The 15,809-nt window shown below is 64.5% G+C and carries 29 protein-coding genes and 1 pseudogene; 2 read left to right on the plus strand and 28 right to left on the minus strand.

Translation table 11 applies throughout. From position 1 onward, the window contains the following. Window positions 1-8 precede the first annotated feature (8 nt). The 3 genes from rpsK to ASE66_RS28950 all read right to left on the minus strand — a co-directional run bounded on the left by rpsK (window position 9) and on the right by ASE66_RS28950 (window position 2,362). Window positions 9-398: a 30S ribosomal protein S11 gene (gene rpsK / locus ASE66_RS28940; protein WP_043237079.1), complete on the minus strand. Its 390-nt coding sequence runs from the start codon at window positions 396-398 to the stop codon at window positions 9-11. 172 nt (window positions 399-570) lie between these two features. Beyond that, entirely contained in the window at window positions 571-939 is a 369-nt protein-coding gene (rpsM, locus tag ASE66_RS28945) for a 30S ribosomal protein S13 (protein ID WP_057193225.1), read from the minus strand. Between the two features lie 226 nt (window positions 940-1,165). Next, window positions 1,166-2,362 (minus strand): ABC transporter substrate-binding protein, encoded by a 1,197-nt coding sequence (locus tag ASE66_RS28950; protein WP_057193228.1) that lies wholly within the window; start codon window positions 2,360-2,362, stop codon window positions 1,166-1,168. 357 nt (window positions 2,363-2,719) lie between these two features. Here ASE66_RS28950 and ASE66_RS28955 point away from each other — a divergent pair, with 357 nt between their 5' ends. Both ASE66_RS28955 and ASE66_RS28960 read left to right on the plus strand, forming a co-directional pair. Then, window positions 2,720-2,956, plus strand: a complete 237-nt coding sequence (locus ASE66_RS28955) for an AbrB/MazE/SpoVT family DNA-binding domain-containing protein (RefSeq protein ID WP_057193230.1) — start codon at window positions 2,720-2,722, stop codon at window positions 2,954-2,956. Then, entirely contained in the window at window positions 2,953-3,354 is a 402-nt protein-coding gene (locus tag ASE66_RS28960; protein WP_057193232.1) for a type II toxin-antitoxin system VapC family toxin, read from the plus strand. Before ASE66_RS28955 ends, ASE66_RS28960 begins: the two co-directional genes overlap by 4 nt. Window positions 3,355-3,365: 11 nt before the next feature. On the opposite strand, the gene ASE66_RS28965 is transcribed toward ASE66_RS28960, so the two are convergent. The 25 genes and pseudogenes from ASE66_RS28965 to ASE66_RS31675 all read right to left on the minus strand — a co-directional run. After that, the gene (locus ASE66_RS28965) at window positions 3,366-3,665 is read right to left on the minus strand and encodes an alkylphosphonate utilization protein (protein WP_057193234.1); all 300 of its coding nucleotides are present in this window, start codon (window positions 3,663-3,665) and stop codon (window positions 3,366-3,368) included. A gap of 74 nt (window positions 3,666-3,739) precedes the next feature. Continuing rightward, window positions 3,740-4,321 carry an adenylate kinase gene (locus ASE66_RS28970; RefSeq protein ID WP_057193236.1) on the minus strand — a complete coding sequence of 194 codons (582 nt, stop codon included), beginning with the start codon at window positions 4,319-4,321 and terminating at the stop codon, window positions 3,740-3,742. Then, window positions 4,321-5,658: a preprotein translocase subunit SecY gene (secY, locus tag ASE66_RS28975; RefSeq protein WP_057193238.1), complete on the minus strand. Its 1,338-nt coding sequence runs from the start codon at window positions 5,656-5,658 to the stop codon at window positions 4,321-4,323. Before secY ends, ASE66_RS28970 begins: the two co-directional genes overlap by 1 nt. Before the next feature lie 161 nt (window positions 5,659-5,819). Further along, on the minus strand, window positions 5,820-6,299 hold the full coding sequence (gene rplO, locus ASE66_RS28980; protein ID WP_057193240.1) for a 50S ribosomal protein L15: 480 nt from the start codon (window positions 6,297-6,299) through the stop codon (window positions 5,820-5,822). A gap of 12 nt (window positions 6,300-6,311) precedes the next feature. Continuing rightward, window positions 6,312-6,509 carry a 50S ribosomal protein L30 gene (rpmD, locus tag ASE66_RS28985; protein ID WP_057193241.1) on the minus strand — a complete coding sequence of 66 codons (198 nt, stop codon included), beginning with the start codon at window positions 6,507-6,509 and terminating at the stop codon, window positions 6,312-6,314. Window positions 6,510-6,519: 10 nt separating this feature from the next. Then, window positions 6,520-7,083 (minus strand): 30S ribosomal protein S5, encoded by a 564-nt coding sequence (gene rpsE / locus ASE66_RS28990; RefSeq protein WP_057193242.1) that lies wholly within the window; start codon window positions 7,081-7,083, stop codon window positions 6,520-6,522. A 249-nt stretch (window positions 7,084-7,332) separates the two neighbouring features. Then, window positions 7,333-7,695 carry a 50S ribosomal protein L18 gene (gene rplR, locus ASE66_RS28995; protein WP_057193244.1) on the minus strand — a complete coding sequence of 121 codons (363 nt, stop codon included), beginning with the start codon at window positions 7,693-7,695 and terminating at the stop codon, window positions 7,333-7,335. A gap of 11 nt (window positions 7,696-7,706) precedes the next feature. Further along, entirely contained in the window at window positions 7,707-8,240 is a 534-nt protein-coding gene (gene rplF / locus ASE66_RS29000) for a 50S ribosomal protein L6 (protein WP_057193246.1), read from the minus strand. A gap of 30 nt (window positions 8,241-8,270) precedes the next feature. Then, window positions 8,271-8,669 (minus strand): 30S ribosomal protein S8, encoded by a 399-nt coding sequence (gene rpsH, locus ASE66_RS29005; protein WP_057193248.1) that lies wholly within the window; start codon window positions 8,667-8,669, stop codon window positions 8,271-8,273. A 12-nt stretch (window positions 8,670-8,681) separates the two neighbouring features. Beyond that, window positions 8,682-8,987, minus strand: coding sequence for a 30S ribosomal protein S14 (gene rpsN / locus ASE66_RS29010; RefSeq protein WP_057193250.1), 306 nt, complete (start codon window positions 8,985-8,987; stop codon window positions 8,682-8,684). Between the two features lie 36 nt (window positions 8,988-9,023). Beyond that, complete coding sequence (gene rplE, locus ASE66_RS29015) at window positions 9,024-9,590, minus strand: 50S ribosomal protein L5 (protein ID WP_057193252.1); 567 nt, start codon at window positions 9,588-9,590, stop codon at window positions 9,024-9,026. After that, the gene (gene rplX / locus ASE66_RS29020) at window positions 9,583-9,900 is read right to left on the minus strand and encodes a 50S ribosomal protein L24 (RefSeq protein ID WP_057193254.1); all 318 of its coding nucleotides are present in this window, start codon (window positions 9,898-9,900) and stop codon (window positions 9,583-9,585) included. The genes rplE and rplX overlap by 8 nt, the downstream gene beginning before the upstream one ends. Next, window positions 9,900-10,268, minus strand: coding sequence for a 50S ribosomal protein L14 (gene rplN, locus ASE66_RS29025; protein ID WP_057193256.1), 369 nt, complete (start codon window positions 10,266-10,268; stop codon window positions 9,900-9,902). Before rplN ends, rplX begins: the two co-directional genes overlap by 1 nt. Before the next feature lie 113 nt (window positions 10,269-10,381). Beyond that, window positions 10,382-10,624, minus strand: coding sequence for a 30S ribosomal protein S17 (gene rpsQ, locus ASE66_RS29030; RefSeq protein WP_057193258.1), 243 nt, complete (start codon window positions 10,622-10,624; stop codon window positions 10,382-10,384). A gap of 13 nt (window positions 10,625-10,637) precedes the next feature. After that, window positions 10,638-10,850, minus strand: coding sequence for a 50S ribosomal protein L29 (gene rpmC / locus ASE66_RS29035; RefSeq protein WP_057193260.1), 213 nt, complete (start codon window positions 10,848-10,850; stop codon window positions 10,638-10,640). 10 nt (window positions 10,851-10,860) lie between these two features. Continuing rightward, entirely contained in the window at window positions 10,861-11,274 is a 414-nt protein-coding gene (gene rplP / locus ASE66_RS29040; protein ID WP_057193262.1) for a 50S ribosomal protein L16, read from the minus strand. Window positions 11,275-11,292: 18 nt separating this feature from the next. Further along, complete coding sequence (gene rpsC, locus ASE66_RS29045; protein ID WP_057193263.1) at window positions 11,293-12,009, minus strand: 30S ribosomal protein S3; 717 nt, start codon at window positions 12,007-12,009, stop codon at window positions 11,293-11,295. Between the two features lie 10 nt (window positions 12,010-12,019). Continuing rightward, on the minus strand, window positions 12,020-12,403 hold the full coding sequence (gene rplV, locus ASE66_RS29050; RefSeq protein WP_057193274.1) for a 50S ribosomal protein L22: 384 nt from the start codon (window positions 12,401-12,403) through the stop codon (window positions 12,020-12,022). Window positions 12,404-12,406: 3 nt separating this feature from the next. Next, a complete protein-coding gene (rpsS, locus tag ASE66_RS29055) occupies window positions 12,407-12,685 on the minus strand; it encodes a 30S ribosomal protein S19 (protein ID WP_057193275.1) in 279 nt (92 codons plus the stop codon). Window positions 12,686-12,693: 8 nt separating this feature from the next. Next, window positions 12,694-13,536 carry a 50S ribosomal protein L2 gene (rplB, locus tag ASE66_RS29060; RefSeq protein WP_057193278.1) on the minus strand — a complete coding sequence of 281 codons (843 nt, stop codon included), beginning with the start codon at window positions 13,534-13,536 and terminating at the stop codon, window positions 12,694-12,696. Between the two features lie 16 nt (window positions 13,537-13,552). Further along, window positions 13,553-13,861, minus strand: a complete 309-nt coding sequence (locus ASE66_RS29065; protein ID WP_057193280.1) for a 50S ribosomal protein L23 — start codon at window positions 13,859-13,861, stop codon at window positions 13,553-13,555. After that, window positions 13,858-14,478, minus strand: coding sequence for a 50S ribosomal protein L4 (gene rplD, locus ASE66_RS29070; RefSeq protein ID WP_057193282.1), 621 nt, complete (start codon window positions 14,476-14,478; stop codon window positions 13,858-13,860). Before rplD ends, ASE66_RS29065 begins: the two co-directional genes overlap by 4 nt. After that, window positions 14,478-15,212, minus strand: coding sequence for a 50S ribosomal protein L3 (gene rplC, locus ASE66_RS29075; RefSeq protein ID WP_057193284.1), 735 nt, complete (start codon window positions 15,210-15,212; stop codon window positions 14,478-14,480). The genes rplD and rplC overlap by 1 nt, the downstream gene beginning before the upstream one ends. Window positions 15,213-15,334: 122 nt before the next feature. Beyond that, complete coding sequence (gene rpsJ / locus ASE66_RS29080; RefSeq protein ID WP_043237115.1) at window positions 15,335-15,643, minus strand: 30S ribosomal protein S10; 309 nt, start codon at window positions 15,641-15,643, stop codon at window positions 15,335-15,337. Window positions 15,644-15,709: 66 nt separating this feature from the next. Next, window positions 15,710-15,809: pseudogene (locus ASE66_RS31675) on the minus strand (elongation factor Tu); the annotation flags it as partial.

Raw genomic sequence — 15,809 nt, forward strand, 5'->3', positions numbered from 1 at the left:
GCGCTGGCTCAGACGCGGCGACGCTTGCGCGGCCGGCAGCCATTGTGCGGGATCGGCGTCACGTCGCGGATCGAGGTGACGGTGAAGCCGGCGGCCTGCAGCGCGCGCAGCGCCGACTCGCGGCCCGAACCCGGACCGGTGACTTCGACCTCGAGGGTGCGCATGCCATGCTCGGCGGCCTTGCGGGCAGCGTCCTCGGCCGCGACCTGGGCGGCATAGGGGGTCGACTTGCGCGAGCCCTTGAAACCCATCGTGCCGGCGGACGACCACGAGATCGTGTTGCCCTGCGCGTCGGTGATGGTGATCATGGTATTGTTGAACGAGGCGTTCACATGCGCGACGCCGGAGACGATGTTCTTGCGTTCGCGACGACGGACGCGCTGGGCTTCCTTGGCCATAGTCTCTTTCTTTCATCCTTCAGGCGCGCCCGTGATGCCAGGCGCTGGGGAGAGTTCTGCTCGTCATGGTCGGGCTTGACCCGACCATCTCTTGCAGGAGAGGGCCCCGGGGGCGCCCTCGTCACGAGATCCTCGGGTCAGGCCCGAGGATGAGGATTGCCTACGGCAACCCTCACTTCTTCTTGCCGGCGATCGGCTTCGCCTTGCCCTTGCGGGTGCGGGCGTTGGTGTGGGTGCGCTGGCCGCGCACCGGCAGCGAGCGGCGATGGCGCAGGCCGCGATAGCAGCCGAGGTCCATCAGGCGCTTGATGTTCATCGAGACTTCGCGGCGCAGATCGCCCTCGACGAGATAGTCGCGGTCGATCGTCTCGCGGATCTGGAGAACCTCGGCGTCGGTCAGCTGGTTGACCCGGCGCTCGGCGGCGATGCCGACCTTCTCGCAGATCTCCTTGGCCTTCTGGGCGCCGATGCCGTGAATGTACTGCAGACCGATGACGACGCGCTTGCCGGTCGGAATGTTGACGCCTGCGATACGAGCCATGTTCTTCACCTCTCCATTGCGGTCACGACGCCGGGCGCCGCGACAATGACAAGAACTCCGCGTCCGGTGGAGGCCGGCCCTTGCGGAGCGTTGAATCCGATGCACGCGAGAATGCGACGCCGTCCCTTCTCCCGAAGGCATCGGCATCGCTTATCTGAGACCGGATGGCGCGCTGGTAGTCGGTTGGGCGTGTCCTGTCAAGCTGGACGCGCCCAACCATGCCGCCTTACTTCTTCACCAGTGGGCACTTGCTCTCGGACAGCGGCGCGATGATCTCCGCCGCCGGGATCTTGCGGACCACCTTGAAATAGTCCCACGGCGCCTTGGACTCCGAAGGAGCTTTGGCCTCGACCAGCAGCATGTCGTTCATCAACCGGCCATCCTCGCGGACCTTGGCGCCGGGCGCATAGAAATCATCGACCGGCAGCTCCTTCATCTTGGCCGCGACCGCCGGGCCCGCCGCCGTGCCTGCCGCCTTCACCGCCTTGAGATAGTGCAGCACCGAGGAATAGACGCTGGCCTGGATCATGCCCGGCATCTTCTTGGTGCGCGCCATATAGCGGTCTGCCCAGGCGCGGCTCGGCTTGTCGGCGTCATGATAATAGGCGGTGGTGGTGATCAGCCCCTTGGCCTTGTCGAGGCCGAGCCCGTGCACGTCGCTCAGCACCACGACCATGGCGGCGAGCTTCTGGCCGCCGTCGACGAGGCCGAACTCGCCGGCCTGCTTGATCGAGTTGATCGTGTCCGTGCCGGCATTGGCGAAGGCGACGATCTTGGCCTTGGAGGCCTGCGCCTGCAGCAGGAAGGAGGAGAAGTCCGGCGTCGACAGCGGCGCGCGCACCGTGCCGAGCGTCTTGCCGCCATTGGCCGCGAGGATCTTCTCGATATCGGCGGTGAGCTGATGGCCGAAGGCGTAGTCGGCGGCGATGATGTACCAGCTGTCGCCGCCTTCGCGCAGGATCGACAGCGCCGTGCCCTTGGCCGAGGTCGCGGTATCGAAGGTCCACATGAAGCCGGTCGCCATGCAGTCCTCATTGAAGAGCCGCGTCGTCGCCGGGCCGTTATAGAGCGCAACCTTCTGCTTCTCCTTGGCAATCCCGGCGACCGCGAGCGCGACGGCCGAATTGGTCAGATCGGCGATGGCGGTGACGCCATCGACATCGTACCAGCGCCGCGCCAGGCCGGCGCCGACGTCCGGCTTGTTCTGATGGTCGGCCGAAACGATCTCGATCGGCTTGCCCAGCACCGAGCCGCCGAAATCCTCGATCGCCAGCTTCGCCGCCTCGACCGAGCCGAGCCCGCCGAACTCGGCATAATTGCCGGACTGGTCGTTGAGGATGCCGATCTTGACCGCATCCTGCGCCCGCACGGTCGATGCAGTCGCCAGCAGCGCGGCCGCCACAAGGCAAGCAACCCGTTTCATGCCATCCTCCCGGTCTCCGGCCGGTCGATCAGCCGGCGATGGCTCATGCCACCGTCCTTCGCTGCCGCCGCCGTGTCTTGGCCATCATGGGCCTGAGCCGAGTTCAGTCGGCGGGAGGAGATGTGTCAATTGCAACCGCGGCGCGCGAAACCGTGCCTGCGCTGGCGCAAATGCGCACCGCTCCCTCTTCGCCGACAGCCACCGGTCAATAGCGTGTGAAGGCGCGCCGCATGGTCTCATCCATCTCCTCGCGCTGCTTGCGCAGCTTCTCGTTGAATCGAGCTCTGGCCTCAGCCTTGCGATCAGCACAATCGAAGCATATGCTCAGGCATATGCCAACAGCGTCGGAGCATAAGAATGAACGAAACCCGGCATGTGAGGCTGTTTCGCAACGGCCGCAATCAGGCTGTTCGCATTCCTGTCGAGTTCGAGCTTCCAGGTGACGAGGCGCTCATGCGCCGTGACGGCGACCGCCTCGTCATCGAGCCGCTGGCGAAACGGGGCCTGTCCGCTCTGCTCGCGAGCCTGGAGCCGCTCGACGAGGCCTTCCCGGAGATCGCCGATCCCCCTCCGGCGCCGGAACGCGACCTTTGACGCGCTATCTGCTCGACACCAACATCATTTCCGATCTGGTCCGTCAGCCGCAGGGTCGGACCGCAAAACGCATTGCCGAGATCGGTGACCGGCAAGTTCTGACGAGCGTGATCGTCGCGGCCGAATTGCGCTATGGCTGCCGGAAAGCCGGCTCGGCACGCCTGTCGGCGACGGTAGAGGCCTTGCTCTTCGAGATCGAGATAATCCCCTTCGACGAAGCAGCCTCGCGCGCCTATGCCGATCTGCGTGCCGCGCTCGAAGCGAAAGGCCAACCGATCGGCGGCAACGACATGCTCATTGCCGCACAGGCTCTGGCGCTCGGCTGCATCATGGTCACGGCGAACACCGACGAGTTCACGCGCGTCGACGGGCTCAAGGTCGAGAACTGGCTGCACTGAGTTCAGCCTGTTCACCGCTTCCGCACGAACTCCGTGCGCAGCACCAGCCCCTTGATGCTCTCATGCCGGCAGTCGATCTCCTCGGGATTGTCGGTCAGGCGGATCGACCGGATCACAGTGCCCTGCTTCAGCGTCTGGTTGGCGCCCTTGACCTTGAGATCCTTGATCAGCGTCACCGCGTCGCCATCGACCAGGACGTTGCCGGAGGCGTCGCGGACCTCGGGCTTCGACGCAGACGCCGCCACCTCCGAGGCCGGACGCCACTCGCCGGTCGCCTCGTCATAGACATAGTCGTCGTCGCCATCGGCCATCGACCTGCTCCATCACATGAAAAAGCCGCGCGGCGAGCACCGCGCGGCATCCGAATTCGTAGCGGGCCGGGCTTTCAGCCTGCCAGCGCCTGCTCGATAGCCGAGGAGACGTCGTCGATCGGCTGCATGCCGTCGATCGGCGTGAGCTGGCCGCGCTTCTCATAATAGGGCGCGACGATCGCGGTATCGCGGTTATAGGCCTCGAGCCGGGTCTTGAAGACCTCCGGATCATCGTCCTTGCGCACCGGCAGACCGGCAGCCCTGGCCTCTTCGGCACGGCGCACGATCCGGTCGACGAGCTTGCTCTGGTCGACCTTGAGCTCCAGCACCTTGTCGAGCTGCAGGCCCTTGCCGGCCAGCATGGCGTCGAGCGCCTCGGCCTGCGCCAGGGTGCGCGGAAAGCCGTCGAGGATGAAACCCTTCTTCGCGTCCGATTCCTCGATCCGGTCCGCGACGATGCCGATGACGATCTCGTCCGAGACCAGCCCGCCGGCGTCCATCACCGACTTGGCCTTGAGGCCGACCGGCGTACCCGCCGCAACCGCGGCACGCAGCATGTCGCCCGTAGAAAGCTGCGGAATGTCGTGTTTCACGACGATCCGCGTCGCCTGAGTCCCCTTCCCCGCCCCCGGCGGCCCCAGGAATATCAGCCTCATCAGCGCCTTGCCCCCCTCAACTTCGCCTTCTTGACCAGGCCCTCATACTGATGGGCCAAGAGATGGCCGTGGACTTGCGCCACGGTATCCATCGTCGTCGTCACCACGATCAGCAGCGAGGTGCCGCCGAGCAGGATGATCGGAATCTGGGCATAGGTGATCATGAACTCGGGGATCAAGCAGACGATAGTCAAATAGGCGGCGCCGAGCACGGTGATGCGGGTCAGCACCCGGTCGATATGCTCGGCGGTGCGCTCGCCCGGGCGGATGCCCGGCATGAAGCCGCCATGCTTCTTGAGATTGTCCGCCGTCTCGACCGGATTGAACACGATCGCGGTGTAGAAGAAGCAGAAGAAGATGATCAGCGCCGCATAGAGGAACATGAACAGCGGCCGGCCATGCGCCAGATAGGTCGCGAGCGTCGATAGGATGCCGGTGCCGCCCGACGCCTGCGAGAAGCTGGCGATCGTGGTCGGCAGCAGCAGCAGCGAGGAGGCGAAGATCGGCGGAATCACGCCGGCGGTATTGAGTTTCAGCGGCAGGAACGAGGTCTGGCCCTCATACATGCGGTTGCCGACCTGGCGCTTGGGATAGTTGATCAGCAGGCGGCGCTGGGCGCGCTCGACGAAGACCACGAAGGCGATGACGCAGACCGCCATGACCAGCACCAGCAGCAAGAGGCCGGTCGAGATCGCGCCCTGGCGGCCGAGTTCGAGTGTCTGGGCCAGCTGCGACGGGAACTCGGCGATGATGCCGGCGAAGATGATCATCGAGGTGCCGTTGCCGATGCCGCGGCTGGTGATCTGCTCACCGAGCCAGAGCAGGAACATCGTGCCGCCGACCAGCGTGATCGTCGTCGAGATCAGGAAGAACGGCCCCGGCTCCAGCACGAGATTGCCCGAGCCTTGCAGGCCGACGCCGATGCCCCAGGCCTGGAACAGCGCCAGCACCAGCGTCAGGTAGCGCGTGTACTGGTTCAGGATCTTGCGGCCCGCCTCGCCTTCCTTCTTCAGCGCCTCGAAAGTCGGGACGACGCTGGAAAGCAGCTGCACGATGATCGAGGCCGAGATGTACGGCATGATCGCCAGCGCGAAGATCGCGAGCCGGCCGACCGCGCCGCCCGAGAACATGTTGAACAGGCCGAGCACGCCCGACTGGGTCTGCTTGAAGAGGTCGGCGACCGCGTCCGGGTTCATGCCGGGCAGCGGGATGTAGGTGCCGAGCCGGTAGACGATCAGCGCCCCCAGCGTGAACCAGATCCGCTTCTTCAGCTCGTCGGCCTTGGCCAGCGCGCCGAAGTTCAGGTTTGCCGCAAGCTGTTCAGCCGCCGATGCCATGCGTCCGGTCCTTGGGTGAATTCAGGTCCAAGTGATTCTCAGTCGGCGCAAATTCTGATAGTTCGACCGAAAAGGTCGAGCGGAACGTGCGCCAGACAGTCGAACGGCGGCCAAGGCTCCGGGCCCGGCCGCCGCTCGCAGTAGTCATGTAAGCGTGGAAATCACGCCTGTGAAGCGGCAGCCGCCAGGATCTTGACCGTGCCGCCAGCCTTCTCGATCGCCTCGACGGCCGACTTCGACGCACCGAAGACCTCGAAGGCGAGCTTCGCCTTGAGCTCGCCGGCGCCGAGGATCTTGACGCCGTCCTTGGCCTGCCGGGTGATGATGCCGGCGGCGACCAGCGCCTCGATCGTCACGGTACCCTTGGCGTCCAGCTTGCCGGCCTCGATCGCCTGCTGGATGCGCCCGAGGTTGACCTCGTTCAGATCCTTGGAGAACAGGTTGTGGAAGCCACGCTTCGGCAGGCGCCGATAAAGCGGCATCTGGCCGCCCTCGAAGCCCTTGACCGCCACGCCGGCGCGAGCCTTCTGGCCCTTGACGCCACGCCCGCCGGTCTTGCCCTTGCCGGAGCCGATGCCACGGCCGACACGCATGCGCGACTTGGTCGCGCCTTCGTTGTCACGGATCTCAGTGAGTTTCATCAGACGATCCCCTCACTTGCCGTCGACGACGCGCACGAGATGCCTGACCTTGTCGATCATGCCCCGTACGGCCGGCGTGTCGACCAGGGTCGACTGGCGGCGGAGTTTGTTGAGGCCGAGACCGATCAGGGTCTGGCGCTGCGAAGCCTCGCGGCGGATCGGGCTACCGATCTGCTCGACGACGACGGTGGTGCTCTTAGCTTTTGCCATGATCCCACCCTCACACTTCAGCCGCAGCGTCGGTGCCAGCATCGCGGCGACGCGTCTGCAAGGCCGAGACCTTGAGCGAGCGGCGAGCCGCAACGCCGCGCGGGCTATCCTCGTTCTTCAGTGCGTCGAAGGTGGCGCGCACGAGGTTGTACGGGTTCGACGAGCCGAGCGACTTCGACACCACGTCCTGCATGCCGACCGCCTCGAAGACGGCGCGCATCGGGCCGCCGGCGATGATGCCGGTACCGGCAGGCGCAGCGCGCAGGATGACCTTGCCGGCGCCGTGACGGCCTTGGACGTCATGATGCAGCGTGCGGCCATCGCGCAGCGGGACGCGGACGAGGCCGCGCTTGGCCGCTTCCGTCGCCTTACGGATCGCCTCAGGCACTTCGCGGGCCTTGCCGTGGCCGAAGCCGACGCGGCCCTTCTGGTCACCGACGACGACGAGAGCAGCGAAGCCGAAGCGACGGCCACCCTTCACCACCTTGGCGACGCGGTTGATGTGGACCAGGCGGTCCACGAATTCAGAATCGCGCTCTTCGCGAACCTGACGGTCACGAGATTCTCTCGCCATATCTTCCTCTTACTTACGCGGACGGCACCGAATCCTGGCCCGCCGCTCGCTCGAGCGCTCCGGAATGGAGCGACTTTTCCAAAATGCGACATGCGGGAAGCCTGTCGGCCTCCCGCATCCCGCGGTCTTCAGAGCCGGATCCGATCTGGTTGGTACAACCTGATCGGTGAATCCGTCTCTCAACTCAAAGATAGAGACCGTCTTACCGATCAGCTTGCGCCGCAAGCTGATCGGAACGGGCTCTAGCGATCAGAAGCTCAGCCCGCCTTCGCGAGCGGCTTCGGCCAGCGCCTTGACGCGGCCATGGTACATATAGGCGCCACGGTCGAACACGACCTCCTTGACGCCGGCCTTGATGGCGCGCTCGGCAAGGATCTTGCCGATCTGCGTCGCGGCCTCGACATTCGCGCCCGACTTGATGTCGGCGCGGATATCCTTGTCCATCGACGAGGCCGAAGCGAGCGTCAGCCCCTTCGCGTCGTCGATGACCTGCGCATAGATCTGCTTGCCGGTGCGGTGCACCGAGAGGCGGGCGCGGCCGTTGGCCACCGCCTTGATCGCGCGGCGGACGCGGGCCTTGCGGCGCGCAGTCGCAACTGTCTGCTTGCTCATGGCTCCGGTCCTTACTTCTTCTTGCCTTCCTTGCGGAAGATGAATTCGCCGGCGTACTTGACGCCCTTGCCCTTATAGGGCTCGGGACCGCGATAGTCGCGGATCTCGGCGGCGGTCTGGCCGACGACCTGCTTGTCGATGCCGACGACGACGATTTCCGTCGGCTTCGGCGTCGTGATCGTCACCCCGACCGGGATTTCATAGTCGATGTCGTGGCTGTAGCCGAGCGACAGCTTAAGCACCTTGCCATTGACGGCGGCCTTGTAGCCGACGCCGTTGATCTCGAGCTTCTTCTCGAATCCGGCCGTCGTACCGACGACCAGGTTGTTGATGCGGGCGCGCGAGGTGCCCCAGAGCGCGCGGGCGCGCTTGGTCTGCGAGCGCGGCTGGACGGCGATGGCGCCGTTCTCCAGTGCAACCGAGACCTCCTCGGGAACCTCGAAGGACAGTTCGCCCTTCGAGCCCTTGATCTTGACCAGCTGGCCCGAGACGTTGGCGGTGACGCCAGCGGGGACCGAGACGGGCTTCTTACCGATACGAGACATTGGATCTCTCCTGAGCAGCGGCCTGAAAGGTCAGAAGACCTTGCAGAGCACTTCGCCGCCCACGTTCTGCTCGCGGGCAAGATGATCGGACATCACGCCACGGGGCGTGGAGACGATGGTGACGCCGAGGCCGTCGGCCACGCGCGGCATGGTCTCGACCGAGGAGTAGACGCGACGGCCGGGCTTCGACACGCGCGAGATCGACCGGATGACCGGCTGTCCCTCGTGGTACTTCAGCTCGATGTCGAACTCGGTACGGCCGTTGCCGAACTCGGTGGTCGAATAGCCGCGGATGTAGCCTTCCGACTGCAGCACGTCCAGAACGCGGGCACGCAGCTTCGAGCCCGGGGTGGAAACGCGCGACTTGCGCCGCATCTGCGCATTGCGGATGCGGGTCAGCATATCGCCAAGCGGATCGATGATCGCCATGATGCTACCTCCTCACCAGCTCGACTTGACGAGGCCGGGAACCAGCCCCTTGTTGCCGAGCTCGCGCAGAGCAACGCGCGACATCTTCAACTTGCGATAGAAAGCGCGCGGGCGACCGGTGACTTCGCAGCGGTTGCGCACACGGATGCCGGCAGAATTGCGCGGCAGTTCGGCCAGCTTCAGGCGAGCAAGGAAACGCTCGTCCATCGACTGGTTCTCGTCATTAGCGATCGCGAGAAGGCGCGCACGACGGCCCGCGAATTTCTTCACGAGCGCCTTGCGGCGGTTGTTGTTCTCGACGGAGCTTTTCTTAGCCATCGATATCTCCTGGTTTCCGCGTATGAGCCCGAAGGCTCACTGCCGGAACGGGAAGTTGAAGTGCTTGAGCAGGGCGCGTGCCTCGTCATCCGACTTCGCAGTCGTGCAGACGATCACGTCCATGCCCCAGACCTGGTCGACCTTGTCGTAGTTGATCTCGGGGAACACGATGTGCTCCTTGATCCCGAGCGCGAAATTGCCGCGCCCGTCGAACGACTTCGGGTTCAGACCACGGAAGTCGCGCACCCGCGGAAGAGCGATGGTGACGAGCCGATCGACGAACTCGAACATCTTGGTCTTGCGCAGCGTGACCTTGGCGCCCACCGCCATGTTCTCGCGCAGCTTGAAGCCGGCGATGGCGAGGCGGGACTTGGTGATGACCGGCCTCTGACCGGCGATCATGGCGAGGTCACCGGCGGCGTTGTCGACCTTCTTGCGGTCGGCAGTCGCTTCGCCGACGCCCATGTTGATGACGACCTTCTCGAGGGTCGGCACTTCCATGACGTTCTTGTAGCCGAACTCGGCGATCATCGCGGGACGGACGACGTCCTCGTAATGCTTCTTCAAACGCGGCGAGAGCGCCGCCTGCTGATTGTCAGCCATCGATCAGATCCCCCGAACGCTTGGCGAAACGGACCTTGCGGCCGTCATCGAGCACCTTGAAGCCGACGCGGGTCGGCTTGCCGTCCTTCGGATCGGCAACGGCCAGGTTCGACAGGTCGATCGTGGCTTCCTTGCTGATGATGCCACCCTCGGACTGGGCGGTCGCCTTGGTGTGCTTCTTGACCAGGTTCACGCCGCGCACGACGGCGCGGGCGTCCTTCGGCAGGACCTGGAGCACTTCGCCGTTCTTGCCCTTGTCGCGGCCGGCGAGCACGACGACCTTGTCGCCCTTTTTGATTTTCGCAGCCATCACAACACCTCGGGAGCGAGCGAAATGATCTTCATATGGTTCTTGGCGCGCAACTCGCGCGGAACCGGTCCGAAGATACGGGTGCCCACCGGCTCCTTCTGGTTGTTGATCAGCACGGCCGCATTGCGGTCGAAGCGGATCACCGAACCGTCGGGGCGCTTGATGTCCTTGGCGGTGCGCACGACGATCGCCTTCATGACGTCGCCCTTCTTCACGCGGCCGCGCGGGATGGCTTCCTTGATCGAAACCACAATGATGTCGCCGATGCGGGCATAGCGCCGCTTCGAGCCGCCGAGAACCTTGATGCACATCACGCGGCGGGCGCCAGAATTATCGGCGACCTCGAGATTCGTCTGCACCTGGATCATGGCCTTGATCCTTCCATTCCATATCAGCGCGGTTTCCGGACAAAGGCGTGAGTGCCTGAGCCCGGACTACGACTGACGGGGGTCGATCGCCCCCTGGCCTCAAATGATTCGACTTACGCCTTGGGAGCGTTGTCGAGCACAATCCAGCTTTTCAGCTTGGAAATGGGCTTCGACTCCTCGATCCAAACCGAGTCACCGACCTTGAACGACCCCGCCTCGTCATGGGCGTGATAGTTCTTCGAACGGCGCACCGTCTTCTTGAGGAGCGGGTGCGTATAACGCCGCTCGACCTTAACCACAACAGTTTTGTTCTGCTTGTCGCTGACAACGACGCCCTGCAGTACGCGCTTCGGCATTGTGCCCTACTCCTCAGGCGCTCGCTGCCACGGTCTTCGACCGTTGCAGCGTCTTGATGCGGGCGATGTCCTTGCGCACTTCAGTGACCCGAGCGGTGTTCTCGAGCTGACCGGTGGCGCGCTGGAAACGCAGGTTGAACTGCTCCTTCTTGAGCTTGAGAAGCTCGTCCTGGAGCTGGTCCGTGCTCATCACCTTGAGATCGGATAGGCGTTGCATAGCTTTCATGTCGCCCTCCTTACTCGGCGATGCGTTGGATGAAACGGGTCTTGATCGGCAGCTTGGCGGCGCCGAGACGGAGCGCCTCGCGGGCGATATCCTCTGGCACGCCGTCGAGCTCGAACATGATCCGGCCCGGCTTGACCTTGGCCGCCCAGAACTCGGGCGAACCCTTGCCCTTACCCATGCGGACTTCGGTCGGCTTCTTCGAGACCGGCACGTCCGGGAAGATCCGGATCCAGACTCGACCCGCTCGCTTCATGGCGCGGGTGATGGCACGACGGGCCGCCTCGATCTGGCGGGCCGTGACGCGCTCCGGCTCCTGGGCCTTCAGGCCGAACTGGCCGAAGTTGAGATCCGTACCGCCCTTGGCGACGCCGGAAATGCGTCCCTTGAACTGCTTACGGAACTTAGTGCGCTTTGGTTGCAGCATGGCTCTTCTCGATCAGCCTTACGCAGCCTGCTCGCGACGTTCGCGGCGCTCACCACCGGAGCGGCCGCCCTCGTCCGAGAGGCGCTTGTCCTGGGCCATCGGGTCGTGTTCGAGGATCTCGCCCTTGAAGATCCAGACCTTGATCCCGCACGTCCCATAGGTCGTGAAGGCAGTGGCGACGCCGTAGTCGACATCGGCGCGCAGCGTATGCAGCGGCACGCGGCCCTCACGATACCATTCGAGGCGCGCGATTTCCGCGCCGCCGAGACGGCCCGAGCAGTTGATGCGGATGCCCTCGGCGCCGAGACGCATCGCCGACTGCACGGCGCGCTTCATGGCGCGACGGAAAGCGACGCGGCGCTCGAGCTGCTGAGCGATCGAGTCGGCGACCAGGGTCGCGTCGACCTCGGGCTTGCGCACCTCGACGATGTTGATCGTCACGTCGGCATTCGTCAGCTTCGAGACAGCCTTGCGCAGCTTCTCGATGTCGGCGCCCTTCTTGCCGATCACCACGCCCGGACGAGCCGAGTGGATGGTGACGCGGCACTTCTTGTGCGGACGCTCGATGATGATCTTCGAGACGGCGGCCTGCTTCAGCAGCTTCATCAGGGCGGCGCGGATCGCCATGTCCTCATGCAGCAGCTTGCCGTACTCGCCCTTGTTGGCGAACCAGCGCGAATCCCAGGTCCGGTTGATGCCGAGACGAAGGCCGATCGGATTGATTTTCTGACCCATCGTTCTCTCCTCAGGCCTTCGCCGCCTGAACTTCGCGCACCACGATCGTGATGTTGGCGAAGGGCTTCATGATGCGGGCGCCACGGCCGCGGGCGCGGGCATGGAAGCGCTTCATCACAAGCGCCTTGCCGACGAAGGCCTGCGCGACGACCAGGTCGTCGACGTCGAGATCATGATTGTTCTCGGCGTTGGCGATCGCGCTCTGCAGGCACTTGCGCACATCGGTCGAGATCCGCTTGCGCGAGAACTCGAGGTCGGCGAGCGCGGTCGAGACCTTCTTGCCGCGGATGAGCTGGGCGAGAAGGTTCAGCTTCTGCGGGGAGACGCGCAGGTTGCGCGCCACCGCCTGGGCTTCGTTCTCGGGCAGCGCACGGGGGGCGGAGGGCTTACCCATGGCTTACTTCCTCTTCGCCTTCTTGTCGGCCGCGTGGCCGGGGAAGGTGCGCGTCGGCGAGAACTCGCCGAACTTGTGGCCCACCATTTCCTCGGAGACGTTCACCGGCACATGCTTGTGGCCGTTGTAGACGCCGAACGTCAGACCGACGAACTGCGGCAGGATCGTGGAGCGACGGCTCCAGATCTTGATGACTTCAGACCGAGCCGCCGAACGGGCGACCTCGGCCTTCTTCAGGAGGTATCCGTCGACAAACGGACCTTTCCAAAGCGAACGCGCCATGACGGACCTCAGTTCTTCTTCTTGCGGGCGTGACGGCTCGACACGATGAACGTATCGGTCCGCTTGTTCGAGCGGGTCTTCTTGCCCTTGGTCGGCAGACCCCAGGGCGTGACCGGATGACGGCCGCCCGAAGTGCGGCCTTCGCCGCCGCCGTGCGGATGGTCGACCGGGTTCATCGAGACACCACGGTTATGCGGGCGACGACCCAGCCAGCGCGAGCGCCCGGCCTTGCCGTCATTCCGGTTCATGTGGTCGGGGTTCGAGACCGCGCCCACCGTGGCATAGCACAGGCCGCTGATCAGGCGCTGCTCGCCCGAGTTCAGGCGGACGATGACGTAGCCCTGGTCGCGGCCGACGATCTGGGCGTAGTTGCCCGCCGAACGCGCCAGCGCCCCGCCCTTGCCGATCTTGAGCTCGACATTGTGGACGATCGTGCCGATCGGCAGCGAGCCCATCGGGGCCGCGTTGCCGGGCTTCACGTCGACGCTATCGCCGGCGATGACGCTGTCGCCAACGGCCAGGCGCTGCGGCGCCAGGATGTAGGCGAGCTCGCCGTCCTGATACTTGATCAGGGCGATGAAGGCCGAGCGGTTCGGATCATATTCGATCCGCTCCACGGCCGCCGGGATGCCGGCCTTGCCGCGACGCTTGAAATCGATCAGGCGCAGGGTGCGCTTGTGACCACCGCCGCGGAAGCGGACGGTGATGCGACCGAGATTGTTGCGGCCGCCGGAGGACGACTTGCCCTCCGTCAGCGCCTTGACCGGCTTGCCCTTGTAGAGCTCGCTGCGGTCGACGATCACGAGCTGGCGAAGGCTCGGCGTGATCGGCTTGAAACTTTTCAAAGCCATGATGACGATCCTTCCCTCAGAGGCCAGTGGTCACGTCGATGGAGTGACCTTCTTCGAGGGTCACGACCGCCTTCTTGACGTCCGAACGCTGACCGAGCCGGCCCCGGAAGACCTTCATCTTGCCTTCGGTGACCATCGTGTTGACGCTGACCACCTTGACGTCGAACAGCTTCTCGACCGCCGCCTTGATCTGCGGCTTGGTCGCGGTCTTGGCGACCTTGAAGACGACCTTGTTGTGCTCGGAGAGCATGGTCGCCTTTTCGGTGATCACCGGGCCACGGATGACGTCGTAGTGGCGCGGATCCAGATTCTTGGACTGGCTCATTTGAAGCGCGCCTCCAGCGCATCGACAGCCGAGCGCGTCAGCACGAGCTTGTCGCGACGCAGGATGTCATAGACGTTGATGCCCTGGATCGGCAGGACGTCGACGTTCGGGATCGAACGCGCCGCCAGGCCGAAGTTCACATCGATCTCAGCGCCGCCGATCACCAGCGCGCTCGACAGGTCGAGCTTGCCGAAATGGCCGAGCAGGATCTTGGTCTTCGGCTCGGTGAGCTTGACGTCGTCGATGATGATCAGGCCGGCGTCCTTGGCCTTGGCCGAGAGCGCATGGCGCAAAGCGAGCGCCTTGACCTTCTTGGGCAGGTCATGGGCGTGGTCGCGCACGACCGGACCGAAGGCCTTGCCGCCGCCGCGGAACTGCGGAGCGGAAGCTGCACCGTGGCGAGCGCCGCCGGTACCCTTCTGCTTGTAGATCTTCTTGCGGGTGCGGTCGACTTCCGAACGGCCCTTGGTCTTGTGCGTGCCGGCGCGGCGCTTGGCGAGCTGATAGCGCACCATGCGGGCGAGCAGGTCGGCGCGCGGCTCGAGGCCGAAGATCGCATCCGAAAGCTCGACCGAACCGGCCTTGCCACCTTCAAGAGTGACGATATCGAGTTTCATCACACGTTCTCCTCAGCCTGGGCCGCAGGAGCCTCGACAATCTCGGCCTTGCCCTCGCCGGAGACCTTGAACTTGCCCGGCAACGGGGCGTCCTTCGGCAGCGAGCGCTTGACCGCGTCGCGGACGTGGATCCAGCCGCCGGCGACGCCGGGGACGGCACCCTCGACCAGGATCAGGCCGCGCTCGGCGTCCGTCTGGACGACGCGCAGGTTCTGCGTGGTGACGCGCTCGACACCGAGATGGCCCGGCATCTTCTTGTTCTTGAAGGTCTTGCCCGGGTCCTGACGGCCACCGGTCGAGCCAATCGAACGATGCGAGACCGAGACGCCGTGCGTGGCGCGAAGGCCGGCGAAGTTCCAGCGCTTCATACCGCCGGCGAAGCCCTTGCCGGTGGTCGTGCCGGAGACATCGACGAACTGGCCGACGACGAAGTGGTCAGCGGTCAGTTCGGCGCCGACCGGAATCAACGCGTCGTCGCTGACGCGGAACTCGACGATCTTCTGCTTGGGCTCGACCTTGGCGACGGCGAAATGGCCGCGCTGCGCCTTCGAGACGTTCTTGACCTTGGCCAAGCCCGACCCGAGCTGCACGGCGACATAGCCGTTCTTCTCGATCGTGCGATGCGCGACGACCTGGCAGTTGTCGAGCTTCAGCACGGTGACCGGGATATGCTCGCCGGCATCGGTGAAGATGCGGGTCATCCCGACTTTCTGTGCAATCACACCGGAACGCATCGGTGCATACCTTCCCTTGGGGTCATGTCCATCCGGCTATGCCGGAAACAGAGGACCCGATGATGGATCAGTCGATGGTCAAACGAAGTGGATACCGCTTCGTCGCTCGGACCATCGACAACTTAAAGCTTGATTTCGACGTCGACGCCGGCGGCGAGATCGAGCTTCATGAGGGCGTCGACCGTCTGGGGGGTCGGATCGACGATATCGAGAACCCGCTTGTGGGTCCGCATCTCAAACTGCTCGCGCGACTTCTTGTCGATGTGCGGCGAGCGGTTGACGGTGAACTTCTCGATCAGCGTCGGCAGCGGAATCGGGCCGCGGACCTGGGCGCCGGTGCGCTTCGCCGTCGAGACGATCTCGCGCGTCGACGCATCGAGGATGCGATGGTCGAACGCCTTGAGGCGGATCCGGATATTCTGACCGTTCATGGTCGTGTTATCTCCGTGACGTGAGAAGACGAAAGCCCCGAAGGGCTTCCGCCCTCAGATCAGCCGTTACGCGATGATCGAAGCGACGACGCCGGCACCGACGGTGCGTCCGCCTTCGCGGATGGCGAAGCGCAGCTTCTCTTCCATCGCGATCGGCACGATCAGG

The sequence above is a fragment of the Allobosea sp. Root483D1 genome (genome assembly GCF_001429505.1).
Classification (GTDB): Bacteria; Pseudomonadota; Alphaproteobacteria; order Rhizobiales; family Beijerinckiaceae; genus Allobosea.

What these genes read in the sequence shown, in the direction of transcription:
- rpsK (WP_043237079.1), bottom strand. Translation starts at nt 398, where the DNA reads ATGGCCAAGGAAGCCCAGCGCGTCCGTCGTCGCGAACGCAAGAACATC.
- rpsM (WP_057193225.1), bottom strand. Translation starts at nt 939, where the DNA reads ATGGCTCGTATCGCAGGCGTCAACATTCCGACCGGCAAGCGCGTCGTC.
- ASE66_RS28950 (WP_057193228.1), bottom strand. Translation starts at nt 2,362, where the DNA reads ATGAAACGGGTTGCTTGCCTTGTGGCGGCCGCGCTGCTGGCGACTGCA.
- ASE66_RS28955 (WP_057193230.1), top strand. Translation starts at nt 2,720, where the DNA reads ATGAACGAAACCCGGCATGTGAGGCTGTTTCGCAACGGCCGCAATCAG.
- ASE66_RS28965 (WP_057193234.1), bottom strand. Translation starts at nt 3,665, where the DNA reads ATGGCCGATGGCGACGACGACTATGTCTATGACGAGGCGACCGGCGAG.
- ASE66_RS28970 (WP_057193236.1), bottom strand. Translation starts at nt 4,321, where the DNA reads ATGAGGCTGATATTCCTGGGGCCGCCGGGGGCGGGGAAGGGGACTCAG.
- secY (WP_057193238.1), bottom strand. Translation starts at nt 5,658, where the DNA reads ATGGCATCGGCGGCTGAACAGCTTGCGGCAAACCTGAACTTCGGCGCG.
- rplO (WP_057193240.1), bottom strand. Translation starts at nt 6,299, where the DNA reads ATGAAACTCACTGAGATCCGTGACAACGAAGGCGCGACCAAGTCGCGC.
- rpmD (WP_057193241.1), bottom strand. Translation starts at nt 6,509, where the DNA reads ATGGCAAAAGCTAAGAGCACCACCGTCGTCGTCGAGCAGATCGGTAGC.
- rpsE (WP_057193242.1), bottom strand. Translation starts at nt 7,083, where the DNA reads ATGGCGAGAGAATCTCGTGACCGTCAGGTTCGCGAAGAGCGCGATTCT.
- rplR (WP_057193244.1), bottom strand. Translation starts at nt 7,695, where the DNA reads ATGAGCAAGCAGACAGTTGCGACTGCGCGCCGCAAGGCCCGCGTCCGC.
- rplF (WP_057193246.1), bottom strand. Translation starts at nt 8,240, where the DNA reads ATGTCTCGTATCGGTAAGAAGCCCGTCTCGGTCCCCGCTGGCGTCACC.
- rpsH (WP_057193248.1), bottom strand. Translation starts at nt 8,669, where the DNA reads ATGGCGATCATCGATCCGCTTGGCGATATGCTGACCCGCATCCGCAAT.
- rpsN (WP_057193250.1), bottom strand. Translation starts at nt 8,987, where the DNA reads ATGGCTAAGAAAAGCTCCGTCGAGAACAACAACCGCCGCAAGGCGCTC.
- rplE (WP_057193252.1), bottom strand. Translation starts at nt 9,590, where the DNA reads ATGGCTGACAATCAGCAGGCGGCGCTCTCGCCGCGTTTGAAGAAGCAT.
- rplX (WP_057193254.1), bottom strand. Translation starts at nt 9,900, where the DNA reads ATGGCTGCGAAAATCAAAAAGGGCGACAAGGTCGTCGTGCTCGCCGGC.
- rplN (WP_057193256.1), bottom strand. Translation starts at nt 10,268, where the DNA reads ATGATCCAGGTGCAGACGAATCTCGAGGTCGCCGATAATTCTGGCGCC.
- rpsQ (WP_057193258.1), bottom strand. Translation starts at nt 10,624, where the DNA reads ATGCCGAAGCGCGTACTGCAGGGCGTCGTTGTCAGCGACAAGCAGAAC.
- rpmC (WP_057193260.1), bottom strand. Translation starts at nt 10,850, where the DNA reads ATGAAAGCTATGCAACGCCTATCCGATCTCAAGGTGATGAGCACGGAC.
- rplP (WP_057193262.1), bottom strand. Translation starts at nt 11,274, where the DNA reads ATGCTGCAACCAAAGCGCACTAAGTTCCGTAAGCAGTTCAAGGGACGC.
- rpsC (WP_057193263.1), bottom strand. Translation starts at nt 12,009, where the DNA reads ATGGGTCAGAAAATCAATCCGATCGGCCTTCGTCTCGGCATCAACCGG.
- rplV (WP_057193274.1), bottom strand. Translation starts at nt 12,403, where the DNA reads ATGGGTAAGCCCTCCGCCCCCCGTGCGCTGCCCGAGAACGAAGCCCAG.
- rpsS (WP_057193275.1), bottom strand. Translation starts at nt 12,685, where the DNA reads ATGGCGCGTTCGCTTTGGAAAGGTCCGTTTGTCGACGGATACCTCCTG.
- rplB (WP_057193278.1), bottom strand. Translation starts at nt 13,536, where the DNA reads ATGGCTTTGAAAAGTTTCAAGCCGATCACGCCGAGCCTTCGCCAGCTC.
- ASE66_RS29065 (WP_057193280.1), bottom strand. Translation starts at nt 13,861, where the DNA reads ATGAGCCAGTCCAAGAATCTGGATCCGCGCCACTACGACGTCATCCGT.
- rplD (WP_057193282.1), bottom strand. Translation starts at nt 14,478, where the DNA reads ATGAAACTCGATATCGTCACTCTTGAAGGTGGCAAGGCCGGTTCGGTC.
- rplC (WP_057193284.1), bottom strand. Translation starts at nt 15,212, where the DNA reads ATGCGTTCCGGTGTGATTGCACAGAAAGTCGGGATGACCCGCATCTTC.
- rpsJ (WP_043237115.1), bottom strand. Translation starts at nt 15,643, where the DNA reads ATGAACGGTCAGAATATCCGGATCCGCCTCAAGGCGTTCGACCATCGC.